The sequence below is a fragment of the Euryhalocaulis sp. genome, assembly GCF_013911995.1.
Lineage (GTDB): Bacteria > Pseudomonadota > Alphaproteobacteria > Caulobacterales > Maricaulaceae > Euryhalocaulis > Euryhalocaulis caribicus.
Window position 1 is genome coordinate 64,152 of sequence record NZ_JACESD010000001.1, and the last position, 23,920, is coordinate 88,071.

Annotated in this window: 24 protein-coding genes; 2 read left to right on the forward strand and 22 right to left on the reverse strand. The window is 62.6% G+C overall.

The window, feature by feature from the left end:
- Positions 1 to 45: 45 nt before the first annotated feature.
- The 14 genes from H2040_RS00335 to H2040_RS00400 form a co-directional block, all read right to left on the reverse strand.
- Entirely contained in the window at positions 46 to 1,221 is a 1,176-nt protein-coding gene (locus tag H2040_RS00335) for a PepSY-associated TM helix domain-containing protein (RefSeq protein WP_287153285.1), read from the reverse strand.
- Entirely contained in the window at positions 1,221 to 3,275 is a 2,055-nt protein-coding gene (locus H2040_RS00340) for a TonB-dependent receptor domain-containing protein (protein WP_287153287.1), read from the reverse strand. Before H2040_RS00340 ends, H2040_RS00335 begins: the two co-directional genes overlap by 1 nt.
- A 127-nt stretch (positions 3,276 to 3,402) precedes the next feature.
- On the reverse strand, positions 3,403 to 3,534 hold the full coding sequence (locus H2040_RS00345) for a hypothetical protein (RefSeq protein WP_287153289.1): 132 nt from the start codon (positions 3,532 to 3,534) through the stop codon (positions 3,403 to 3,405).
- A complete protein-coding gene (locus tag H2040_RS00350) occupies positions 3,531 to 4,256 on the reverse strand; it encodes a hypothetical protein (protein ID WP_287153291.1) in 726 nt (241 codons plus the stop codon). Before H2040_RS00350 ends, H2040_RS00345 begins: the two co-directional genes overlap by 4 nt.
- Complete coding sequence (locus H2040_RS00355) at positions 4,253 to 5,086, reverse strand: hypothetical protein (protein ID WP_287153294.1); 834 nt, start codon at positions 5,084 to 5,086, stop codon at positions 4,253 to 4,255. The genes H2040_RS00350 and H2040_RS00355 overlap by 4 nt, the downstream gene beginning before the upstream one ends.
- A gap of 98 nt (positions 5,087 to 5,184) precedes the next feature.
- Complete coding sequence (locus H2040_RS00360; protein WP_287153296.1) at positions 5,185 to 5,565, reverse strand: MBOAT family protein; 381 nt, start codon at positions 5,563 to 5,565, stop codon at positions 5,185 to 5,187.
- Between the two features lie 132 nt (positions 5,566 to 5,697).
- The gene (locus H2040_RS00365; protein ID WP_287153298.1) at positions 5,698 to 6,741 is read right to left on the reverse strand and encodes a hypothetical protein; all 1,044 of its coding nucleotides are present in this window, start codon (positions 6,739 to 6,741) and stop codon (positions 5,698 to 5,700) included.
- A 14-nt stretch (positions 6,742 to 6,755) separates the two neighbouring features.
- The gene (guaA, locus tag H2040_RS00370) at positions 6,756 to 8,324 is read right to left on the reverse strand and encodes a glutamine-hydrolyzing GMP synthase (protein WP_287153300.1); all 1,569 of its coding nucleotides are present in this window, start codon (positions 8,322 to 8,324) and stop codon (positions 6,756 to 6,758) included.
- Positions 8,325 to 9,611: an RsmB/NOP family class I SAM-dependent RNA methyltransferase gene (locus tag H2040_RS00375; RefSeq protein WP_287153303.1), complete on the reverse strand. Its 1,287-nt coding sequence runs from the start codon at positions 9,609 to 9,611 to the stop codon at positions 8,325 to 8,327.
- The gene (locus tag H2040_RS00380; protein ID WP_033311605.1) at positions 9,604 to 10,044 is read right to left on the reverse strand and encodes an MAPEG family protein; all 441 of its coding nucleotides are present in this window, start codon (positions 10,042 to 10,044) and stop codon (positions 9,604 to 9,606) included. The genes H2040_RS00375 and H2040_RS00380 overlap by 8 nt, the downstream gene beginning before the upstream one ends.
- Before the next feature lie 18 nt (positions 10,045 to 10,062).
- On the reverse strand, positions 10,063 to 10,407 hold the full coding sequence (locus H2040_RS00385) for a DUF3088 family protein (protein WP_287153307.1): 345 nt from the start codon (positions 10,405 to 10,407) through the stop codon (positions 10,063 to 10,065).
- A 2-nt stretch (positions 10,408 to 10,409) separates the two neighbouring features.
- Positions 10,410 to 11,882 carry an IMP dehydrogenase gene (gene guaB / locus H2040_RS00390; RefSeq protein WP_287153309.1) on the reverse strand — a complete coding sequence of 491 codons (1,473 nt, stop codon included), beginning with the start codon at positions 11,880 to 11,882 and terminating at the stop codon, positions 10,410 to 10,412.
- Between the two features lie 105 nt (positions 11,883 to 11,987).
- A complete protein-coding gene (locus H2040_RS00395) occupies positions 11,988 to 12,692 on the reverse strand; it encodes an RlmE family RNA methyltransferase (RefSeq protein ID WP_287153311.1) in 705 nt (234 codons plus the stop codon).
- Positions 12,689 to 13,708 (reverse strand): Ppx/GppA phosphatase family protein, encoded by a 1,020-nt coding sequence (locus tag H2040_RS00400; RefSeq protein ID WP_287153313.1) that lies wholly within the window; start codon positions 13,706 to 13,708, stop codon positions 12,689 to 12,691. The genes H2040_RS00395 and H2040_RS00400 overlap by 4 nt, the downstream gene beginning before the upstream one ends.
- A 226-nt stretch (positions 13,709 to 13,934) precedes the next feature.
- Here H2040_RS00400 and hspQ point away from each other — a divergent pair, with 226 nt between their 5' ends.
- Entirely contained in the window at positions 13,935 to 14,264 is a 330-nt protein-coding gene (gene hspQ / locus H2040_RS00405; protein WP_022699225.1) for a heat shock protein HspQ, read from the forward strand.
- 15 nt (positions 14,265 to 14,279) lie between these two features.
- Here hspQ and H2040_RS00410 read toward each other — a convergent pair whose 3' ends face one another.
- The 3 genes from H2040_RS00410 to H2040_RS00420 are packed head-to-tail and all read right to left on the reverse strand — an operon-like array spanning position 14,280 to position 17,833.
- Positions 14,280 to 15,293: a fumarylacetoacetate hydrolase family protein gene (locus tag H2040_RS00410; protein WP_287153316.1), complete on the reverse strand. Its 1,014-nt coding sequence runs from the start codon at positions 15,291 to 15,293 to the stop codon at positions 14,280 to 14,282.
- Complete coding sequence (locus H2040_RS00415; protein WP_287153318.1) at positions 15,290 to 16,267, reverse strand: hypothetical protein; 978 nt, start codon at positions 16,265 to 16,267, stop codon at positions 15,290 to 15,292. The genes H2040_RS00410 and H2040_RS00415 overlap by 4 nt, the downstream gene beginning before the upstream one ends.
- Positions 16,268 to 16,270: 3 nt before the next feature.
- Entirely contained in the window at positions 16,271 to 17,833 is a 1,563-nt protein-coding gene (locus H2040_RS00420; RefSeq protein WP_287153320.1) for an MBOAT family O-acyltransferase, read from the reverse strand.
- 194 nt (positions 17,834 to 18,027) lie between these two features.
- Between H2040_RS00420 and H2040_RS00425 the strand changes: the two genes are divergently transcribed.
- A complete protein-coding gene (locus H2040_RS00425) occupies positions 18,028 to 19,059 on the forward strand; it encodes a coiled-coil domain-containing protein (RefSeq protein WP_287153322.1) in 1,032 nt (343 codons plus the stop codon).
- A gap of 57 nt (positions 19,060 to 19,116) precedes the next feature.
- Here H2040_RS00425 and H2040_RS00430 read toward each other — a convergent pair whose 3' ends face one another.
- The 5 genes from H2040_RS00430 to H2040_RS00450 form a co-directional block, all read right to left on the reverse strand.
- On the reverse strand, positions 19,117 to 19,635 hold the full coding sequence (locus tag H2040_RS00430) for a choice-of-anchor V domain-containing protein (RefSeq protein WP_287153325.1): 519 nt from the start codon (positions 19,633 to 19,635) through the stop codon (positions 19,117 to 19,119).
- A complete protein-coding gene (locus tag H2040_RS00435; RefSeq protein WP_287153327.1) occupies positions 19,628 to 20,632 on the reverse strand; it encodes a Vgb family protein in 1,005 nt (334 codons plus the stop codon). The genes H2040_RS00430 and H2040_RS00435 overlap by 8 nt, the downstream gene beginning before the upstream one ends.
- Positions 20,633 to 20,636: 4 nt before the next feature.
- Positions 20,637 to 21,770, reverse strand: a complete 1,134-nt coding sequence (locus H2040_RS00440; protein WP_287153329.1) for a homogentisate 1,2-dioxygenase — start codon at positions 21,768 to 21,770, stop codon at positions 20,637 to 20,639.
- Positions 21,771 to 21,846: 76 nt separating this feature from the next.
- Positions 21,847 to 22,566 (reverse strand): gamma-glutamyl-gamma-aminobutyrate hydrolase family protein, encoded by a 720-nt coding sequence (locus tag H2040_RS00445; protein ID WP_022699233.1) that lies wholly within the window; start codon positions 22,564 to 22,566, stop codon positions 21,847 to 21,849.
- 7 nt (positions 22,567 to 22,573) lie between these two features.
- Positions 22,574 to 23,896 (reverse strand): carboxylate--amine ligase, encoded by a 1,323-nt coding sequence (locus H2040_RS00450; RefSeq protein WP_287153332.1) that lies wholly within the window; start codon positions 23,894 to 23,896, stop codon positions 22,574 to 22,576.
- Positions 23,897 to 23,920 lie beyond the last annotated feature (24 nt).

Here is a 23,920-nt window from a genome sequence, read left to right on the forward strand (position 1 = left end):
CCTGCCCGGCCCGTGCGGCCAGTCCCCCGTTGGCGCGGCTCCGCGTCAACCCAATCGCCGCGCGCCTTTCCGCCATCGGCGGGCGCCCAGCTTGCGCGCCCAGAGGATGATGCCGGTAATGCAGAGGATCGCAACCAGTATGCCCGAAACAAATAGGATCGCGCGTCCGATGCCCCCGAACGCCTTTCCGGAATGCAGCGGATATTGCCAGGCCAGGAACACATCGCCCGCGGTTCCTTCGGTGATATGCCGGTCGCTGAGCACTTTCCCGCTATTGGCCTCGACCACGATCATGCGGCGCCCGTACGGATCGATGTCCCGCACATCATGGGCGCGCAGTTCATAGGCGGCTTTCCAGGGATTGTAGCTCGCCAGGTCGACCTCCGGCGCGCCTTCCAGCCGGCCGGCGATTGTAAATGCCTCATCGAAATCGATCTGCGGCGCGAAGTCGGCCTCATCATTCGCCGGCAGCGCAAATATGGCGCGCTCCGTGACGCGAGAGACGCGGTCGACCGCGGCCACGACGTGCTCGTACCAGTTAAAATAGAGGCCGGAGACAGCGAACATGAGCGTGACCGGCCACAGCCAGAGCCCCATCGCCCGGTGAAGATCGAAGGTGAATTTGTGCCGCCCCTTCCGCAAACGGACGCGGAAACTCGCGGCCCACTTCCTGGCCGTCGGGAATGACAGGACAACCGAAACCGCGTGGTCGAAAATCCAGAAAAACGCGACAAGGCCCAGGAACCACAGCATCCAGTCCCCAAGATGCAGGTCCAGATGAAGCCCGTAGAGGAAGTTCATCAGGTTGCGCGGCCCAAGGCCCGCCGCGTCATAGCTTCGGCTCCCCAGCAACTCCGCCGTGTAGGGGTCGACGAAGACTTCGATTTCGGAGTCGTCCTCCAGGGACGGCATGGACAGCCGGACGGAGTCATCAGGCGCGCCCGGCAGGTCCACGAAGCGGATGAACCGGTCCGGAAACTGATCGCGCGCGGCAGCGAACCAGAGTTCCACACTGGCAGGCTCAGCGCGTGCTTCGACCTTCTTGAGGTCCTGATTCAGCCAGACATCGAGTTCGTCATAATAAACGACGGCCGATCCCGTCAGCCCCATCAGGGCAAGCCAAAGCGCCGCCAGGATGCCGAACCAGCGGTGCCAGAGCACGAAAAGCGGCCGAATACGAATACTCGGCCGCTTCTCTTTCCGGAAGGCCGCAGCCGGCATCAGAACTCGTATGCGGCCGAGATACGGATATCGCGTCCCGCTTCATAGAGGCCCGCCACGCCTTCCCATCCAGGGATGGCGTTATAGTCGGCGACGCTCGCGTGATCGCGATACTGCTCGTCAAACAGGTTCTGGACAGCCACATTCAGGCGCAGACCTTCGACCTGTCGCGGACGCCACTCTCCATAGATGTCGGCGACCGTGTAGCCGGGCTTGTCCACTTGCTGCAGGGCGTCGATCCAGCCAATCTCGACAGCGCGGTAAAGCACGTCGATGTCATTGAGATCTTCGACCACGCGGACATTCAGGCCCAGATCGATACGGTCCGTCGGCCCCCAACCGAGATTGAGATTCCACTGATCGCCCGAAGCGTTGGCCAGGCCGATTTCCTCATAACCCTCGACAGGGCGGTCATTCAGCTCTGAATCGTACGAGGTATAGAACAGGTCCGCAGAGATGCGTTCCCAGGAATAGCCGAGGCGCAATTCCACGCCCTGCGTCTCAAACTCCCCGACATTTTCGTAGAAAATCGAATCCTCAGGGGCTACGCCGCCGCCGATCTGGTCAAGAATGACATCGTCAATGACCATCGAGAACACGGACGCGGATGCACGAAGCTGCCCATTATCGTATGTCAAACCGGCTTCAGAATTGTCCACGCGTTCGGGCTGAAGCGACGGATCGACTCTCAGACGGCCGGGGCGTTTCTCCAGCGTGAAGGCGTCGCCGACTTCCTTGCCGCGAAGGGCCTGGCCGTGACCCGCCGTGAAGGCCAGTGCGGGCGTAATGTCATAACGGATGCCGACATTGCCGCTGAAGCCCTCGCTGTCCGAGCGCTCGTCATAGGTCACCAGTTCCAGATCGTAGGAATCATAGCGCCCGCCGACACTGATCAGGACCGGGTCAGCCAGACGGAAGTGGCCCTGCACATAGGCGCCCCACAGCTCCCCCTTCTCCTCGAAGGACCCGATTGACGGGTCCCAGGCCCAGCCGCCCCAGACCGACTGATCGGCCAGGTACCGGCTCTTCACGACATCGTTCCGGTGCTCCACGCCATAGATGATCTCGCTCGCGCCGAAATTGGAAGTGTTGCGGATGTCGAAACCGTAGGTCTCGATATCCGCGCCGTATTTGCCCCAGCGGTCAAAGCGGTCCTGCTGGAATTCAGACGTGGTGAAATAGCCGGTCACATCCATGTTCAGCGCGGGGCTGATCGTGTTGCGATAGTTGGCCACCACGGTGCGGCGCTCCGCGTCGGCCGGGAACAGCATGTCGCCTTCCAGAGTCGGCCAGTTCGGACGCGCGCCAAACTCGCCTTCCTCGTCGCGATGCTCATAGCTGACCGACAGATAATGATCGGGAACGATCTCGCCCGACAGCTTCACAAAGCCCAGAAGCTGCTCCGCCGCGGTGCCGAACAGCGTGTTGCCATCGCCATCGTCCATATTGTCGCGGTCGACATAGACCAGCGACCCCAGAACGCCCCAGTTGTCGTTCAGCTTGCCATAGGCGGACACGCTGCCCTTGTAACCGTCATTGCTGAACCAGCCGGCCTTGGTCATGGCGCCGAAACGCTGACCCGGCTTGAGAAGATCGTCAGCGCTCTTGGTCCGGAACCGAATGGCCCCGCCAACCGCGCCAAAACCGGCTGTCGCCTCGCCCGCGCCAGCCTGCAGGTCGACCTGCTTCAGCAGTTCCGGTTCGATCTGGACGCGGCCAATGTGATGGAACAGCGTGCCGGTCTGCGGCGCGCCATCCACCGTGACATTCAGCAGAGTGTCTTCGAGCCCCCGCACGTACACTTTCTGCGCAATGCCCAGCGATCCGCCAACCGAGACAGACGGCGTCTGGCGGAACACGTCGGCCAGGTCGTTCGCCTGAGTTTTCTCGATCTGATCAGAATCGATCAGGACGTTCGTCGTTTCGCCTACAACGATGATGACATCACCGTTTTCGACCGTCTCAGCTTCATCAGCCACGGCGTCCTGCGCGATTGCAGGCGTGCTCGAAATTGCCGCCGAAGCAATGCCGGCCAGCCAGATTTTCTTGGTCACAATCTACCCCTTGGAAGTCAGTTCCCGGGCCTGATAGCCGAGGCCCGGATGACTCGCAAGTGATTATCATTCTCAAATATGCGGTAGACCCGATGAGTTTCTGAACGACTTCAAAAACAGCAGAGGATCATGACTGCTCTGTCTCGCTCTCGGCGAGAATGGCGCCGGCCTGTTCGACCAGCCGCATCACGTCATTGACGAGGTGGTTCTTGCCGACCTGAAGCACTTGGGTCGCGGCCGCAAGGCGCTTTAGGATCATGAGCCGCCCTCCCTTGCGTCCTTCCCGAGATATTCCGCCAGGGCCTGCTGCATGGCGCGCAGCTTGACGTCGAACCATCTGTGATACCGAAGCTGCTCGGACAGTACGAGAGTCATCGTTTCCGTGTTTCTGACCACCGCCGGGTTTGCGGACATATCCTCGAACGGGGTGACCAGACGGCGTGTCTCTCCACTCCAGGCATAATCCAGCTCGCCGGAGAGGACCTGCATCGTATCCATCGTGACAGATCCAAGATTGGCCATGGATGTATCGACGCCATCCACGTCCTCATGAAACTGGAGGATCAGGCGCTTTAGGCGCTCATCGCGCACAAGGGCGATGCGTCCGCTCTGAAGCTCATCCAGCGTTGAGCGGATGATGCATAGATCGGTCCACGGACCGATCTTCAGAAATTGTTCGCGAAACGCCGCTTCACCGCCCTCGCCCAGCTCACCCGTGCGCAACATTTCAGAAGCGTCGCGCGCGGTCGCGAAGTAATTTTCCATCCGGACAGTGCAGGCCTGCTCCGTCTCCAGCGACGTGGTCAGTTCCTCGTACAGGCGCTCGACCAGTTGTTCTCCGCGCGCCCGCTCGGCCCGCGCCTCGTTCCAGTTGCCGAGCTGTATGCCGAGGAAGACGCCAAGCACCACGATCAGCGTTTCGATCAGGACGGTGACCCAATCCTGCTTGCGCAACGCGGTTGCAAGGCGGCGCAGGATCATGGCGCGTCAGACTCCGCCTCGCTCAGATCGATCTTGACCCCGTACACAGCCTCGACCTGGTCCGCCATGGGCTGGAACTTCGATATGTCGACGCAATCGCCGTAAACACGGCGATTCACGGCGCCAAAAAGGTCTGAATCAATTTCGTCAGGCGCGCTGAACGGCAACCGGCCGTCATACTGATAATCGAACGACGTCAAAGACTGCATCATCTGGCTGGCGTGAACCGTGATCAGCCCTTCGATTGCGGCGTATTCGCCCAGCAGGGCATAGGCGTCGCGGCGCGCATCGGCGTCCATCGGGCCGGGCATGCCGAGATGGGCCAGCCGGCCTTTCAGAACCAGCGCCTGAGTCTGCAGGTCCCGGATTTCAACCGCCACATCGAAAATTGCGCTCAGTTCGATGAATTTGCCGCGATCCATGTAGAGGGCGGTTTCGCTGGCAAGCAGGGCTTTCCACGATTCCGCGGACAGGTTCCGGATGGGCGTACGCACGGGGGTTTGCAGGATCATCGGACCACCCGGCGCCTGGAGACCGTCCGGCATCCGGGGAATCCACTCTCCCTCACCGGCCTTCAACCGCCCGGCGATAAACTCAACCTGCTCTACCCGGCAGGGTTCAATGGCCATGCGCTCCGAAGCAAAGGCAAGCAACTTGATGAGATCGGTCTCGACAGCGTCGAGCGCCTGGCGCGTTTCCTTGATCTGCACGGCGCGTGTCGCCCACTGGTTGGCGACCAGGGCAATGCCGACGCCGATCACGATGATCGCCACCTCAAAGCCGAAACGCCGCCACCCTGTCAGATTTCCACCCGGCCGGAAAAACCGCATCGCCCTCCCCCAGGTCCGAATGTTGGAGGAGGACAGCTTACACACGGGAAAGTTTCAGAGTCAGCTTTTAGTTAAACAGAGTGGCGGGCGGTGCCCCTTCAAAAGGCCAGCGCCCGCCGCAACTGGATTGACAGCGCCGGGGCCGCGCCGAGATAGCTCGCCACGATCAACGCCCGGAACAGCCAGGGCCGGCGTCCGAAATTCCAGCGGAAGGCCTCGCCCGCCACCACGCCAAGCGACAGGAAGAAGAACCAGCTCATGAAAATGAAGGCCGGCTCGCCGCGCAGGGCCATGATGACGGCGTCATGGATCAGCCCGCTGACCACGAAGGTCACAACCACTGCCAGCGAGGCCGGCAGCACCCGGTTCATCGGCTGATTGACGAAGCGCGACAGCCCATAGCCCCAGATCGGATTCCAGTGCCGCCAGAAGCCGGCGATACTGCTCGCCCCGAACGACCGGCGCAGCATGTTCGACATCGACCCCGCGCCCCGGCCCGCACCTCGTTCCGCTTGCGCACATAGCGCCAAAGCGTGATGTGCCGACGATCCGGTGCCCAGAATGAAGCGCTAACCTTCTTGGTTAATAGCATCGTCTATCAATATTGAGAATTATTTTAATAATAATTTGCAACGCCTCCACAAAGCGTAGCTATTTAATTTAATAAAACGCAAACTCAGTTGCAGAAAAGAACGGTGGCTCTCAACAATTATAGCACGAAGGAATGTCATCGGATCAGCTTCCCATTCCGCCTCAAAAGTCTCAGCAGAACGCTGCCCATCCTCGAACTTGGCCAGTATTTCCGTGATTACCATATTATGGTAGTCGGCCAGCCACATGAACTTTTTACGGGCGCGGCCGCGGGTGGTGGTAAGTTTTTCCCGAATTAATTTGGCGTGCTGTTCTAGAAACATGAAATAACTGGGCGGGTCATCAAATTCAGACTCGCTCGCAGAGAGATAATCTATGAAGCGCGAGCCATCAGCATCAAGACGGAGCAATCGATCTACGTAATTAGCTTCCTCCTCAACGTCATGGTCCTCTTTATGTAGCCGAGGATCTGAGCGAAAGCGCTGATAGGCAGATTCATCGATGACGACCCGAGGGTAAATCGCTTCGTGAGTCTCGATTTCAAATGCGCGAACCATAGCCGGGCCGAATACCGGCCCCTCACCGCCAAGCCCGACATGGGCATCACCGATTGTGAGGCCAGCCCGAATTACAACTCCATATGCAACACATTGTACTTGAGCATGCAGTAGGTCGAGGAGTTCGTGAAAAAATGCCCCGTCGTTGTACTCTGTTTCGAAAACACGCACTCTTACCACTGCGTCTGAAACCGAATCTACGAAGGCACGACTGGACAATCGTGCATCCTTGATCCTACGCAAACCGGTTAGCTCACTGGGAGCAGTGAACTCTCGTAGCTGAAGCAAAGTATCGCGTATATCATGAGCGTGGCGAGTGGTAAGCAAGTCGCGGAAGCCAAGCACATCGATAAAACTGACAATGCAAGGTTCGTAGCCCTCGCCAGGAACGCGCGCAGCAACCTCAGCCTCATGCTTTTCGCGTACTCGCTTCCGATCAGCCGCAGCACGCTGGACCTGTTTCATAGCTTCAGCAACTGTCCGAGTTTGTTTCGACTTCTTCGGCATCTACAGCGCATTCCCTATTCCCACTCGATCGTGCCCGGCGGCTTGGATGTCACGTCATAGACGACGCGGTTCACGCCGCGCACTTCATTGATGATGCGCGTGGCGGTGCGGCCGAGGAAGTCGTGGTCGAAGGGATAATAGTCCGCCGTCATGCCGTCGCGGGAGGTGACGGCGCGCAGGGCCAGCACGGCCTCGTAGGTGCGCTCGTCGCCCATCACGCCGACCGTGTTAACCGGCAGCAGCACGGCGAAGGCCTGCCAGATCTCGTCATAGAGGCCGGCCTTGCGGATCTCCTCCAGATAGATGGCGTCGGCTTCCTGCAGGATCGCGACCTTGTCCGGCGTGATCTCGCCGGGAATGCGGATGGCCAGGCCCGGCCCCGGGAAGGGGTGGCGCTGGACGAAGGCCTCGGGCAGGCCCAGCTCGCGCCCCAGCGCCCTCACCTCGTCCTTGAACAGCTCGCGCACCGGCTCCACCAGCTTCATGTTCATGCGCTCGGGCAGACCGCCGACATTGTGGTGGGACTTGATGGTGACGGACGGGCCGCCGGTGGCGGAGACGCTCTCGATCACGTCCGGATAGAGCGTGCCCTGGGCCAGGAATTCCGCGCCGCCGATCCTGGCGGCCTCGCGCTCGAATACCTCGATAAACGTGCCGCCGATGATCTTGCGCTTCTTCTCCGGATCGCTGACGCCATCCAGCTTGCCGAGGAACAGATCGCCCTCATCGGCGTGGACCAGCGGGATGTTGTAGTGGCCGCGGAACAGGTCGACGACCTGCTTGGCCTCGCCCTTACGCAACAGGCCGGTATCGACGAAGACGCAGGTCAGCTGATCGCCCAGCGCCTCGTGCAGCAGCACCGCCACGACCGAGGAATCGACGCCGCCTGACAGGCCGCAGATCACCTTGCCGTCGCCCACCTGCTCACGGACCTTGGCGATCTCTTCTTCTTTGAAGGCCGCCATGGACCAGTCGCCCTTCATGCCGGCGATGGCGTGAGTGAAGTTCTTGAGCAACGCCGCGCCGCGCGGGGTGTGGCTGACCTCCGGGTGGAACTGGACGCCATAGAACTGCCGGCTCTCGTCCGCGATGGCGGCGAACGGCGCGTTCTGCGTCTTGGCGATGACTTCGAAGCCTTCCGGGATGGCGTGGACGCGGTCGCCGTGACTCATCCAGACGCGCTCCTCCGTGCCCGGTCCGCCAAAGCCCTCGAACAGCGGGGTATCGGCGACGATCTCGATATCGGCGCGGCCGAATTCGCGCTCATTGGCGGGCGTCACCTCGCCGCCAAGCTGGTTCACCATGGTCTGCTCGCCATAGCAGATGCCCAGCACCGGCACGCCCAGATCGAAGACCTCTTTCGTGGCCCGCGGCGTTCCCTCGCCCGTCACGCTGGCCGGACCGCCGGACAGGATCACGCATTTCGGGCTGAACGCGCTCAGGAACGCTCCGTCCACCTTGTTGAAGGGGTGGATTTCGCAATAGACGCCGCTCTCCCGCAGGCGCCGGGCGATCAGCTGGGTCACCTGGCTGCCGAAATCGACGATCAGGGCGCGTTCATGTTGTTCCTGAATGGTGGTCATCTATCCTGTTCTCTGAAGCGCGGCGACGAAGAAGCCGTCCGTCCCCGTGGAGGCGGGCGTCAGCGTCACCGAGTTGAAATCGGCCGACCAGGGCTTGGGCTTGTCGAAACCGAAAATGTCCTGCCAGACCTCGCCCACGGAGACGAGTTCGAAATCGCCGTTGGAGAGCAGGAAATCCTCGATCCGGTCCTCGTTCTCCTCCGGGAAGACCGAGCAGGTGATATAGACGAGAAAGCCGCCTTTCTTGACGTAATCCTTCGCCTCGCTCAGCACCTGAACCTGCTCGCTCTGGCGGCGCGCCAGGGCTTCCGGCGTCAGACGCCATTTCGCGTCCGGGTGACGCCGCCAGACGCCTGAGCCCGTGCAGGGCGCATCCAGCACCACCCGGTCCATCCTGCCTTTCAGGTCATCCAGCACGCCGGGCTTGGGATCGCGCACCTGGACATTGCGTACCTTCGCCCGGACCAGCCGGTCATGAATCGGCGCCAGGCGGTTGATATCCGCGTCATAGGCGTAGATCTGGCCCTTGTTTTCCATAGCCGCCGCCATGGCCAGCGTCTTGCCCCCCGCCCCCGCGCAATAATCCAGGATCTGTTCGCCTTCCTTGGCCCCGACCAGCAGCGCGGCAATCTGGCTGCCTTCGTCCTGCACCTCGATCCAGCCCTTCTGATAGGCGCTTTCGGGCGTCACGTTCGGCGTGCGGGAGGCGCCCTCGCCGGCCGGGTAGCGGAGGCCGGTCGGGCAGATCGGCGCCTTCTGCGGCGTTTTGCGAAGGGCCTTTGCGGCCTTGTCGCGGTCAGCCGTCAACGTGTTCACGCGCAGGTCCAGCGGCGGACGTTGCGCCAGCGCTGCGCCCTCGGCCACCCATTCCTCGTCGAAATTGGCCTGGAACGACTCTTCGCACCAATCAGGAATATCGGCCCTCACCCAGTCCGGCGCGCCGTCGAGGCTTTTTACGATAGCGACTTGCTCGGATTCGCTCATGGGGTCCGGGGCGTGCTCGTCATCGGCGAAGGCGCTGGCGAATTTCGCCTTGTCCCAGCCCCAGCCGAACGCCATGGCGCCCAGCGCCAGCGCGCGCGGCGTTTCCGCCCCCATGCGCCAGGCAATGGAGGCGCGCATCCGCATCGCGTCATAAACGATATTGCCAATCGCCGCCCGGTCGCCCGACCCGGCAAAGCGGTGGCTCTTGCCCCAGTCGCGGAGCGCCTCGCTAACCGGCCTGTGGCGCGCTTCGACGTCCTCCAGAACCTCGATCGCGGCGGCTATGCGGCCCGCCTCACGCAACGGCCAGGTAACTCCCCACCGCGTGACCGGTCAGATAGCCCCACATGACCAGCAGCACGATGGCGCTGAGTATGAAGACCTGGAAACGCAGGATCACCACGTTCCGCCCGATATGAACGAATGCGTGAACATAGCGGATCAGCACATAGACGCACCCGAGGATCGCCATCAGCCACCCCGCGCCGCCAATCGTGAACGCGAAGAGAACCGCCGCGTAGAACAGCACCGGCATCTCGAACTGGTTCATGTAGGCATTGGATATCTTACGCACCGGCGTCGGCCAGACCGTGTGATCTATGGCCATGCGCTCCAGATCGACCTCGCCCTTTTTGGCGGCGCTGTAGCGCGCCGCGGCCATGCGGAAGCCCAGGAAGAAAACCAGAAGAACGTGAGCGACAACGCTCAGGAAAAGCACCAGATGAGCTGCTGGCATGACGTAAGTCTCCCCGTTTTAAGGATGCGGCGCGGCCCCGCCGTGCCGGTCCGTCAGATAACGCGTGATGGCCCGGGGGTCGGTCAGGAACCGCATCCCGTTGGCTTCAAGCACAGCTTCCGCCGTCTCCGCTCCGTCGGCAAGCACCAGCGCGGGCAGGTCCTGCGCGCCCTCGCCCAGGATCGCGACGATTTCCGCGCGCGGACGCGGCCAGGCCAGGCGGTGAATCTCCACACGATCCGCCCAGTGCGGCGACGCCAGAAGCGCGCCTTCCACCGCCGCGCAATCGAAACAGAACCACGGGCCGTCCGGCCCGTCCTCGAACGGCGCGGTCAGCAGATAGAGGCGGTCGCATTCAGCCATCCCTAGCCGGGGCTCGGATAGTTCGGCGCTTCCCGCGTGATCATCACGTCATGCACGTGGCTTTCCTTCAAGCCCGCATTGGTGATCTTGATGAACACCGCGTTTTTCCGGAAATCAGCCAGCGTGCGGGAGCCTGTATAGCCCATGGCCGCGCGCACACCGCCCACCAGCTGGTGGATAATCGGGGCAACGGGGCCTTTATAGGGAACGCGTCCTTCGACGCCTTCGGGCACCAGCTTCATCTGGTCGGTGACTTCCTTCTGGAAGTAACGGTCGGCGGAACCGCGCGCCATCGCGCCCACAGAGCCCATGCCGCGATAGGATTTGTAGGACCGGCCCTGATAGAGGAAGACCTCGCCCGGCGCTTCTTCCGTCCCCGCCATGAGGGAGCCGATCATCACCGTCTCCGCCCCGGCGGCCAGCGCCTTGGCGACGTCGCCGGAATATTTCACGCCGCCATCGGCGATAATCGGAATATCGGCCGCATGCGCCGCCTTGGTCGCGCCTTCGATCGCGGTCAGCTGCGGCACGCCGACGCCCGCCACCATTCGGGTGGTGCAGATAGAGCCCGGCCCGATGCCGACCTTGATGGCGTCCGCCCCGGCGTCGATCAGCGCCTTGGCGCCGCCTTCGGTGGCGACATTGCCGGCAATGACCTGAACCCGGTTGGACAGTTTCTTCACGCGCTCCACGGCCTCCAGGACGGCGTTGGAATGACCGTGCGCGGTATCGATCACCACGGCGTCCACGCCCGCATCCATCAGGGCCTGCGCGCGCTCATAGCCGGCATCGCCCACCGTTGAGGCGGCGGCGACCAGCAGGCGACGCTGGGCGTCCTTGGCGGCCAGGGGGAAGGCGCTGGCCTTTTCCATGTCCTTGACGGTCAGCAGGCCAATGCAGCGGTCCGCATCATCAACCACCAGCAGGCGCTCTATGCGGTTCTTGTGGAGAAGGCGCTGCGCCTCTTCCTGACTGGTGCCTTCGCGAACCGTGACGACCTCGCGGGTCATCAGATCGGCGACTTTCTCGTTCGGATCTTCGGCAAAGCGAACGTCGCGGTTGGTCACGATGCCGATCAGCTTGCCGGGCTCGCCCGAACCTGTGGGCTCCACGACCGGGATGCCGGAAATCTTGTATTGCGCCATCAGCATCTGCAGATCGCGCAGCGTGGCGTTCGGCGAGATCGTGACCGGATTGACCACCATCCCGGATTCGAACCGCTTCACCTTGCGGACCTCTTCCGCCTGCTCTTCCAGCGAAAGGTTGCGGTGGATCACGCCAATGCCGCCGGCCTGCGCCATGGCAATCGCCAGTTCGGCCTCGGTCACCGTGTCCATCGCCGCGGACAGCAGCGGAATGTTCAGATTGATCTCGCGCGTCAGACGCGTGGACGTGTCCGCCTGCGCGGGCATGACGTCGCTTTTCTGGGGTTGCAAGAGCACGTCGTCAAACGTGACACCTTCCCGAATCTCCATCGGGCGCCTCCTTGTCTCTTGCGGGGCCGCTTTAACAGGTTTTTGAGATGAGACAAGGCGCGCAGGCGCCGCAAACTGTGACCGGCGCAACGCGCCGGGCGGGCCTCAGCCCTTGAAGCCCTGCGCCACCAGATAGATTTCCGCCGACTCCGAGCGGCTGGCGTCCGGCTTGGCGTGCTTCACCTTCTCGAACCTTCCGCGAAGCTCTTTCAGCAATTCCTGCTCGGTCCCGCCCTGGAAGACCTTGGCGACAAAGGCGCCGCCGGGCGCCAAGACATCGAACGCGAAATGCGCGGCAACTTCGACCAGCGCGATAATTTTCAAGTGGTCAGTCGCCTTGTGCCCCGTGGTCCAGGGCGCCAGATCGGAGACCACAAGATCCGCCTCCCCGCCCAGCGCGGCCTTCACCGCTTCGTCCGCGCCCTCTTCGGTGAAGTCCAGCTCCAGCAGCTCCGCCCCCGGGATGGGGTCGATGGCCAGCAGATCGATTCCGACAACGCGGGAGGCCCCGCGCTCCAGCGCCACCTGCGTCCAGCCGCCGGGCGCCGCGCCAAGATCGGCCACGCGCATGCCCTTGCGGATCAGTTCGAACTTGTCGTCCAGCTCGATCAGCTTGAAAGCCGCGCGGCTGCGATAGCCCATGGCCCGCGCCTGCTCGACATAGGGATCGTTCAGCTGACGCTGCAGCCAGCGCGTGGATGAGGATTTCCGCCCCTTTGCGGTTTTCACCCGCTTGGTCAGGCCGCGCCGCGGCTGACCTTTCTTGACCGGGCCGGAGCGGCGGCGGCGGCGTTCTTCGTCATCGCTCATGCCGGACGCCCTCCCCGGCGCGACCGGCGCCGGCGGCGCTTGGTCGCGTAGCGCCCCATCAGGCCGTAAAGCACGCCTTCGCGCAGCCCCCGGTCCGCCACGCGCAGGCGTTCGGCGGGCCAGGCGTCCATGACCGCCTCGAAAATCGCGCAGCCGGCCAGCACCAGATCGGCGCGTTCCGGCCCGATACAGGGCTCCTGCGCGCGCTCTTCAGGGGTCTGATTCAGCAAATGGCGGACGGCATTACGCGCATCCGCATCGCCCAGCCATATCCCGTCAACGCGGGATCGCTGGTAAACCGGCAGCTTCAGATGCACGCCCGCGACGCTGGTCACCGTGCCCGACGTGCCGATGATCTGTGCGCGCCCCGCCGCGAACGCCTCACGGAACGGCTCAAGGCCGTCGATCTTGTCGATATGTTCGCGTGCGGCGGCCTTCATTGTATCGAACCACGGTCCGCGCTCATCCGGTTCGGGATGGTTTTCGGCCAGCGTCACCACGCCCAGCGGCATCGTGCTCCAGGCGCGGATCGGGGGCGGCGCGTATTTCTGGGTTTCTTCCCTGCGCTTCAGCTCTTTCACGTCAATGAAGCTCAGCTCGGTCGAACCGCCGCCAATATCCACGACCATGCAGATATCAATTTCCCGGTCGATCAGGTTGAGACAGCCAAGCGCCGCCAGCCGCGCCTCCTCCCGGGCCGTAATCAGGTCAAACCGCAGGCCGGTTTCATTCTTCACCCGGCCAAGAAAGTCCTCGCCATTCGTGGCGGATCGGCAGGCCTGTGTCGCGATACAGCGGATTTTACCGACATTCCGGCGGGCCAGCTTCTCCGCGCACACTTTCAGCGCCTCGATAGAGCGGTCCATGGCGACGGGCGACAATTCCCCCGTCCGCCCCAGACCTTCGCCCAGCCGCACGATGCGGGAATAGGCGTCGACAATCTTGAACCCGTCGCGGGTGGGCCGCGCCACCAGCAGGCGGCAATTATTCGTTCCCAGATCGATGGCGCCGCACAAGCCGTTCCCCTTTTGGGGCCGGTTGCGGCGGCGCCCGCTGCCCTGCCGTCTGGCAGGAGCGGTTTCGCCGTTGGACATGGCGCACCAGTTCTTGTTTGCGCAGCGGGTCGCCAGTTAAAGGCGCGCAGCCAAAGCGCGTTTTCCACAGTTTGAATTTACTGTAATCCGGTTCGCCGCGCAGAGCCAAGCTCTTGCCCCGCGAAACCAATCGGCTATCTCAGAAAATATGCAGCGCGAAGCCAAATTCTCTCTCGGACAGGTTGTCCGGCACCGGGTATTCCCTTTTCGGGGCGTCATCTATGACGTCGATCCGGAATTCGCCAATTCCGAAGAGTGGTGGGAATCCATTCCGGAAGACATCCGTCCGGCCAAGGAACAACCTTATTACAAGCTGCTGGCCGAAAACGAAGACACCACCTACGAGGCCTATGTTTCCGAGCAGAACCTACTGCCGGACGAGAGCGGCAAGCCGGTGCGGCACCCGCAGGTGGGCGATATTTTCGGCCGGTTCCACGGCGACCGGTACGACATGTCGACCGATCGCCGCGCGAACTAGAGGCCGGTCAGCCGCTTAGGGCTTCACCACGGTATTTTCGATGGTTCCGAAGATGGATTTTCCATCGTCGTCAAACATGTCGACGCTGACCGTGTCGCCGTATTTCATAAAGCCGGTCTTGAAGTCGCCGGTCTGAATTTTCTCGACCATGCGTACTTCGGCGATGCAGCTATAGCCCTTCCCGCCTTCAGAGACCGGGCGCCCCGGACTGCCGTCCGGGTCCTTGTTGGAAATCGTGCCGGAGCCGACAATCGTACCCGCCGTGACGGGGCGCGTCTTGGCCAGGTGGCTCACCAGGCGCGCGAAATCGAACGTGATGTCCGTGCCCGCATCCGGCTCGCCGAATTTCTCGCCGTTATAGGTGGAAACCAGCGGACGCCGCAGCGCGGCGCCGTCCCAGGCGCCGCCCAGCTCGTCCGGCGTCACCGCGACCGGCGAGAACGCCGTCGGCGGCTTGGACTGGAAGAAGCCGAAGCCCTTGGCCAGCTCGCCCGGGATCAGGCCGCGCAGCGACACGTCATTGACCAGCATGACCAGGCGGATCGTATCCTTGGCCTCTTCCGGGCTGGTGCCCATCGGCGCATCGCCGGTGATCACGGCAATCTCCGCCTCGAAATCGCAGCCCCAGGCCTCATCGCCCAGCGGAATATCGCCGCGCGGCGTCAGGAAGGCGTCGGAGCCGCCCTGATACATCAGCGGATCGTCGTAGAAGCTCTCCGGCACCTCGGCCCCGCGGGCCTTCCGGACCAGCTCCACATGGTTGATATAGGCCGATCCGTCAGCCCACTGATAGGCGCGCGGCAGCGGCGACAGCGCCTTTTCCTGATCGAATGCGAACGCGCCGCTGGCCTTGCCTTCATTCAATTCGTCATAGCGGGCCTGGAGTTTGGGCGTCAGGGCGTCCCAGTCCTCCAGCGCCGCTTGCAGCGTCGGGGCGATATCGCTGGCGTCGACGGCGTGTTTCAGGTCGCGGGAAACCAGGGTCAGCTTTCCGTCGCGGGTTTCGTTGGGCAGGCTGGCGAATTTCAAGAAGAACTCTCCATCGTATCTCGTGTCATGACGCCTTCGGCCTTCAGATCCCGGGCGAGCGTTTTCGCGGCGGGCGTGCTGATGCGGGCGCGGCCGGCGCCGGTGGGGTGATATACCGTATCGTACATCAATTCGATCGGCAGGAGCGCGGACTCCATATCATTCAGAATTTCTATGTCGCGGTCCCGGAACAGCGTTTCAACCGCCTGAAAGTTTCCTTCATAGGCTGGCCGGTCATGAAAGCGCGGCCGGTCGAGCTGACCCGGAAACACCACATAGAATCGCCCGCCCCTGGCTTCGACCGCCTGTTTCAGCTTCAGGATTTCCGCCAGCCCGGGCGCCTCCCCCTTGAAGGGCGGGGTGATGCCGGTCCTGCGAAGGCGGCTGAGGTCCTGCGCCGATCGCTTCCCTTCCAGCATATTGGCCGTCTCGTCGCCGCGGGGGGAAATCGCATCCGCCCGTCGCAGCCAGCCCTTGCCCGGCGGATAGCCAAGTGATTTCAACCCTTCGCCCAGCAAGTCGCCGCCCATGAAAACGGGCCAGTAGCGGACCGGAAACTCGAACACGCTGGCGGGGTCGCGTTCGCGCCAGTAGCGGACCTCCAGATCGCGCGGATCGTCCGCCATCAGGCGCACGTAATTGACCGAAAAGACCACGATGTCGCCAGAACGCAGAAGCCGCTTCGTGTTCAGGTAATGGGTGCGCCAGGAAAGCCCCGCATGGGTGCCCAGATTGAAAGCCGGAAGCCCGGTTTCGCGTTCAAATATTTCCGCCGACAGCCCGTAATGCGCCTCCGAGCCGCCGATAATGAGAATGCGCGGCGATGAAGCGGCTTCCGCCGCGCCCCACTTGTTGTCCTCCAGCGCCAGAACCCAGTCGAGTTCGGGCGGCGGCGGCAGAATCTTGCCCCATGTGAAATGCGCCAGCCCCATGAGGACGGCGAAACTGAGCAGGAAGGCGATAAAAAAGCGCATCGGTCAGAACTGAAAATAGAGAAATTCGGACGGCGCGGCGCTGAAAACTTTCGCGACGGCCAGCATGGCGACAGCGCCCGCGAACACGCCCCAGACAATGGTCGGCCGCCAGAGCGGCGCGCGGGTGTCGCGCGCGTGCTGAGGGTAATCGATTGTCGGCTGATTGGCGCGGGTGATCTGATAAATGTTCGGCGCCAGCGCAGCGATCAGCAGCATCGCCACGGCATAGACCAGCCCCGGAATGAACTCCGCGGCCGGCAATCCGCGGCCGCCAACCCTGACGCCCAGCCCCGAAAGGAGGCCTGACGGGTCGAACATGCGCGCCACGGAGGGATGAAGAACCGCGCCGTTCTGGCCTGTCATGCCCTGCAGCATGGTCATGGCGCCGCCAAAACTTTCCGCGCGGAAGAAGACCCAGGCGACGATTACCGCCAGCATTGTGACCGTCCAGGCGGCGAATTTGCGCGCGAAATGCCCCTCTCCCGCGGCCAGAACCGGCGCTTTTCGCCTCAACCAGTCCCAGAAATGGTTCAGAACCAGGTAGAAACCGTGCAGGAAACCCCAGAAAACGAATGTCCAACCCGCCCCGTGCCAGAGCCCGCCCAGGAGCATTGTGGTCATCAGATTGGCGTATCGGCGCACCTGCCCGCGCCGGTTTCCGCCCAGCGGAATGTACAGATAGTCGCGCAGAAACCGCGACAAAGTGATGTGCCAGCGGCGCCAGAAATCGGCGATAGAGGTCGCCTTGTAGGGCGAAAAGAAGTTCGTGGGCAGGCGGATTCCGAACAGACGCGCCGCCCCGACGGCCATATCCGAATAGCCCGAGAAGTCGAAATAGATCTGTCCCGAATAGCAAAGCGCCCCGATCCAGGCCCGGAAGAACTCGACCTGCGCGCCGCGTTCGGCCTGCGCAAAAGCGGGCGAGGCGTATTCCGCGGCGCCATCGGCCAGGATCACCTTCTTGGCGAGGCCGATAATCAGGATGAAAAGCCCCACCTGGAAATTGGTCAGCGTCTCGCCGCGGCGCGTTTGCGCGCCGAATTGCGGCATCATCTCCTTATGATGGACAATCGGCCCCGCGATAAGCTGCGGGAAAAACGACACGAACAGGGCGTATCGCGGCAGCGAGGCCGGCGTCACCAGCCCCTTATAAGCGTCCACCTGATAGGCGATCTGCTGGAATGTGAAGAAGGATATGGCCAGCGGCAGGACGATTTCGACGGAAGGGAATTCCCCCGGCGCGGCCATATCCACCGAGTCGAGGAAAAATCCGGCGTATTTGAAAACGCCCAGCAGTCCCAGATTGAAGACTATCGCGGCGGTCAGCCACCATCGCCGCGCCGGTTTTTCCGCCTGTGCGACAGGCCGGGCAAGATAGAAATTCACCAGGATCGAGCCGCCAAGAAGCAGCAGATAGACCGGTTTCCAGTAGCCATAGAAGAACAGCGAGGCGGCCAGCAGCACGATAACGGCGGCGCCCAGCCCCGCGAACCGGCGCGCGGCGTAATAGCCGAGAACCGCAGCGGGCAGGAAAAGGAACAGATAGACGGGGCTGTTGAAGAGCAAGGCAGGATGGCCCTTGGCCGCCGGTGGTTCGATGCGGGTGTCTATCCGAGCCGCAGGCCGATGTCTATTCGCTCTCCCTAGCCTTACTTACCGTAAGGTTTCGGCAAGATGGCGGCGAATTAACTTGCCGGTTCAAGGCCCTCTCCCGCACTCTTGGACAAGTAATTCAGGAGATTTGGGGAGCTTTGTCCGCCATGAAAAAACTCGTTTCCGCAGCCGCGCTTTGCGCCGGAATGGCCGCCGGCGGCTACGCCTTCGCCCAGGCCACGCCCGAAGCCCGCTTTGTTGATCCCGATACCGGCCAGCCGGAATTTGAGAGCCGGCTGGAAGGCGCGCCGGAAGCCCCGCGCGTAGAGCGCCGGGTGCATGTGGAGCGCCTTAAAAGCACCGCTCCCCGTGACAGGGTCGTCGTGGTCGATGACGAAGCCCATGCCCGCGTGATTGATCTGGACAACGCCAAAGAGGTCACGGTTCGCCGGATCGATGATGGCGACCGCGTGATCGTGATGCGCAATGAGGACGGCGGCGAATGGGACGTGACCGTGGATGGCGAGGCCGTTCAGTGGGACCGCGCCCGCGTGGATGCGGAAATCGAAGCCGCGATGGCGGCGGCGGAGTCCATTGATCACGCAGAAATCGAACGCGAAATTGCGGCGGCCAGAGCCGAGGTCGATGCCATAGATTTCGACGAAATCGAGCGTGAAGTCGCCAGCGCAATGGCTGAAGTTGAGGACTTCGATGAAGGCGAAATCCGCATCGAGATTCAGCGCGCCATGGAAGAAGCTGAAGAGGATATGGCGCGCGCCCGCGCCGATATCGAACGCGCACGCAAAGATGGCGACCGCCATGTCTACGCCTATCGCTTTTCCAGCGAGGGCCTGCCGGAACACGCCGAAAAGCGCATCGAAATCGCCATGAAGCGCATGGAAGAGATGGAGCCGCACATGGAGCGGGTCCGCCTGCGCATGGAAAAGGCCCATGAGCGCCGCGAGCAGGCGCTGGAACGTCTGGAGGCGACCGGCGGCCCGCATCTGCAAGGCGCCGCCGAGCAGCGTGAACTGGCCCTGGCCCGCATGACCGAGGAAATGGAGCGCCGTCTAGACGCCATGGAGCGGCGCATGGAGGCGCGGGAACAGGCCCTGGAAGAACGTGAGCGCCGGCTGAACGAGCGCGAACGCCGTCTTGACGCCCTCCACGATGACATCGAGGCCATGCAAGACAACTAAGCTGCGGATTCCCCCGCAACAGCCAGCAAGGGCGGCAGACCTCAAGGTCCGCCGCCCTTATTTTTTCTGAACGTCCAGATCGATACTTTTCAGGTGAACCATATCGCCAAATTGTGAGGCGTCGCCGTTCCCCGCATTGGCCGCTACGCTGAGAGTCACAGGTCCGGGCGCATACGGGGCGCGCCAGTGGAACGACCACTCCGCCACGCCATTTTCGAGCGCGGCGCCCTCCAGCGTGGAGCGGGCCGCGGCGTCACTGCCCTCAACGCGCTCATTATCAGACGATATTACGCCCGCGGCGCCCTCATCCTGATTCCGCATGCTGGCGAGAAATCCTACAATTTCCGCGTCTTGAGGAGCGAAGCTGAGGCTGACGAGATAGGTCTCGCCCGCAACCGCGCCGCCCTCCAGCCCGGACAGGCTCAGAGCTGGAGACTCTTCCACCGGGTCCTCGCCGAAATGGCACTGGGCGCAGGCCTCGCCCGGATTGGCGAGAGCATCCCACGGCGCGCCGTCCGGAAAGGCAAAGGCCAGCCCGGGCGTGAGCAACGCCGTGAGAAAGATTGTCCTAGTCAAAGGTGACGCGGCCAATCGTGTTGGTGTCCGCGCCGAACCAGATCGTGTCCGTCGGGGCGTGATAATGCGTGTGGCGCACCGTGCCGCCGCCGGAAGGAACCTCGACCGAAGCGAAGAACTCTTCAGTTTCGGGATTAAAGCCGACCAGACGGTTCGGCTCCACGCCGGTCTCGAACACCCAGATATTGCCGTCGGCGTCCATCGCCGTGCCATAGGGGCGGGATTCCGCGCCGGAGGGCAGGTCCCATTCGGTGAATTCGCCGCTGTCCGGGTTGAGGACGCCGAGCTTCCCGCCAGCGTAATCGCCATACCAGACGCGGCCGTCATCGGTGACTTCCAGACGGCGGGGGCGGGCCTCCTCGCGCGGCAGGTCATGCTCTGTCAGGGCCATGGTCTCGGGGTCGATGGAGGCCAGCTTGTGCGTGCCGAACAGGGCGACCCAGACCGTGCCGTCCGGCGCGGTCTTGATGCCATAGGGACGCGCGCCTTCCGTGGGGACGTCGATCAGCTGGACGCCCCGGTCCGCGACGGTCAGCTTGCCGATTTTGTTGCCGCCCTGAACGGTGAACCAGACATCGCCGGCGTCATCGAAGATCAGAGTGTGCGGGTCGCGCGCCGCTTCGTCCGGCATGGCGACTTTCTCGATCTCGCCGCTCTCCGGGTCGTAGCGGCCGACATGGGCGCGGCGGTTGCCGGCGTACCAGACGCCGCCATCCTCTGCGACGACAAGGTTATGCGGCCCGGCGCCCTCGCCCAGGTCCACCTGCTCGAATTCGCCGGTTCCGGTGTTCAGGCTGGCCAGATAGCCGGTGCGCTGTCCGACGAACCAGACCTCGTCCGCGCTGGCCGCAAAGGGGTCGCGCGGGCGGGATTTCTCGTAAGGGACGGTCCATTCCTGGATGGTCACGCCATCGTTCGAAGCCTCGAAATCCTGCGCGGCCGTAGCCACGGGCGTGACGAGCGTCAGGGCGGCGGCGGTAAGCAGGATGCGTTTCATCGGATCAGTCCTTTGCTTTCCAGCTATTCACATACTCATGGTTTTCCACGGACGCCGCCCCTTCGCCAACCTCCAGCGGATCGCGGGTGTCGACCATGACGGCGTATTCGTCTGTCGCGTCCTTGGTGGGCTTGAACATGTTTTTAAGCGCCTTGGGATGCGGACCGTGGGTAAAGCCGGACGGATGGAAGGTCATCATTCCGGCGTCGATATTGTCCCGGCTGAAGAAGTCTCCGGCGTGGTAGAACAATACCTCGTCGTAATCGTCGTTATTATGAAAGAACGGCACTTTAAGGGCGCCGGGGTCCGTCTCGAACGGGCGCGGCGCGAAGGTGCACACCACGAAGCGGTCGGACAGGAAGGTGGTGTGGGCGCTGGGCGGCAGGTGGTAGCGGTGGCTCATCAGCGGCCGGATATCCTTCACGTTCAGGCGCACGGGCGCGAGTTCGCCGTGCCAACCGACCGCGTCCAGCGGATTGAACGGGAAGGTGATGGTGCTGACCGCGTTCCGCTTCTTCACCTGAACGGTCCAGCCTTTCGTGTCCGACTGCTGAGCCTTGAACGCCTCGTCCATTTCCGGGGCGTCCAGCATGGCGGGGTCGAAGATGGCGTGCGGGCCGACCAGGCCTTTGTCCGGCAGGGTGAAATGGGTGTTGGTCGCCTGGATCATCAGGATGGCGTTGGGCTCTGACGGGTCCAGCCGCCACATCGTGCCGCGCGGCAGATAGACATAATCGCCGGGGCGCACGGTCAGATGGCCGTAATCGCAATAAAGCTCGGACTCGCCCTTGTGGATGAACAGGAGCTGGTCGCCATCGGCGTTGCGCGCCAGCATTTCCATCGGCGCGTCCAGCTTCCAGAAACGCATCTCGGTCGCGTTATTGTGCAGGACGACGGGCGCGTTCCACGGGGAATTCGGGGAATCGTTGACGCCGATCAGGTTGAACGCGCGCGGGCGCAATGGGCCTTCAAAATCGGTCCAGCCCGTGGGCGGATTCTTGTGGTGGAGGAAGGCGGCGGGGCCAAAGAAGCCCTCTTTCGAGATTTCCCGCTCATACGTGCCTTCGGGGAAATCGGCGTGCGCCTGACGGGAGGCGTCGCCCTCCACGCGGCTGGCCGGGATCCACTTCTTCGCCATGACCTTAAACTCCGTGCCGGTGAATCTATCGTCGCCCCATAGATAGTTTCAAATGAAACTAATTCAAAGCGGAAGCCTAGCTGTCTTCCGTCACTTCGGTCGGGTTATGCGCGGCCGCGGTGACCAGTGCATTGAAGATACCCCGGAAGCGGGAACGGTGCAGCAGGAACTCCGGGTGAAACTGCACGCCCATATAGAAGTTCCGCTCGCGGTCCTCGATGCACTGAATAACGCCATTGCGTTCGCGCGCGGTGGCTTCCAGCCCGTTGCCCAGATCCGCGATGGCCTGTTTGTGCATGGAGTTCACGCGGTCCTCATCCCCCAGCACGTCGTGCAACAGGGTCTGGTCCTCGATCAGGATCGTCTTGCGGTAGAATACATGGCCGAGGAACGTGCTGGGGTAATCCACGTCCTTGAACGACTTGGCGACATCGGCGAACAGCGTGCCGCCGCGCATCACGTTCATCATCTGCGCGCCGCGGCAGATCGCCAGCACCGGGATATTGGCGCGTTCCGCCCGTTCCGCCCATTCGATCTCCATCTCGTCGCGCTTGCGGTCATAGGCGTAGCCGGCGCGCGGCTTGGCGTCATAGAGGCCTGGAAAGACATCCGTGCCCCCGCCCAGGACCAGCCCCCGCAAAGCGCATTTTCGGCGCGGCTTGCTGGCGGTCAGGCGCACCGGCCGGCCGCCGGCAAGCCAGACCCCGGCCCAGATACAGGCATAGGCCAGATTATCGGCCCGGCTGGGCTTTGTGACCCCGATCAGCGGGCGGTCGGACAGGGGCGGCGCGGTCACTTCAAAATCACTTATAGGTCAGTTCCGGCGGCAGCTTTCCGTGCCGGACGAGCGAGGCGAGCACGAACAGCACGCCAAGACTGGCGAACGGATCGCGCGATGAAAACAGCTCCACCTGCGCCTCGTCCGCGTCCTCCATCGCCTTTTTCAGGTGCTTGCGGGCGCTTTCTATGTCCGTGACCTTGCCCAGCGATGCGCCGAATTTCTTCAGCGCCTCGACTATCTTGCGGTCCTTGGCGGAGGACATTGCCTCCTTCCAGCCATCCTTGACCTGGCTGAAATGCACGTCGGACGAGGCAATGTCCTGAATGGCGGAGAGCAGCCAGACGCCCGGCGCCTTGGTGCGCTTGCCGACCGTCGCCAGCGGCGCCTCCGGCACCTCGCCTTTCACCGTCATCTCGTAAAGCAGCCAAGGGAAATCGACGCCCGACTCGATGGAATGGAAAATGCCCATCCAGAAGCGCGGATTGATCTCGATCATGGAAGGTTCGGCACCTGCCTGCCCGTTCCATTTGAAATCGATTTCCGCAACGCCATGCCAGCTGATCGGGCCAAGCACCGCCTTGGCGGTTTCCAGGAAGGGTTTGTCGTCGATCGTCTCGCGCATGATGCCGGCGCCGGATTCGGCGGGCATTTTCATGATGTTGCGATAGGCCATATGGGCCTTCAGCTCGCCATGCTGAAATAGGACGGCAAGGCAGTAATCGTCGCCTTCGACCAGTTCCTGCGCCAGGCCGCCCTTCTCATAGACCCTGGCGCTCTTCTTCCAGTGCTCCTCCAGCGCGGCTTGGGTTTTCAACGCCTTCACGCCGCGGCCGCCGACGCCGTCGAAGGGCTTGATCAGGAAGGGCAGGCCCAGCTCTTCCGCGGCCTCGTCCAGGCCTTCGCGGTCATTGAACTCGATGCTGCGCGGCGCGTGCGCGCCCAGCTTTTCCGCCGTGCGGGCCAGGTTCTGCTTGGGGTGAATTCTGGAGATCATCTCAGCCGTCGGGCCGGCGACCTTGATCAGCGGATCGAACCGGTCGCGATTCTCGGCGATCAGCTGGATATCTCGGAAGGCCGGGATGAGGACATAGGGAATGTCGTCTTCCGGCGTGTATTTGCGGATATATTTCTCGAGATCGTCGAGGAATTTTTCGGGCTTTGAATCCGACGGCGCGTGGACGAAATTCTTCTTCACATCGCGCGAGAAGGACATGACGGTCAGGTCGACGTCGTCGCAGCCAATCACCTCCACCCCGCGCTCGGCGAGGGAGTGGGCGATTTCGAGCGCAATAAGGCTGCGCCCGTACGTGACAATGCATCGGCCTGTCGGTTTTTCCTTACTCACGCGGTCTCCTTCAAAGGCCCTTGT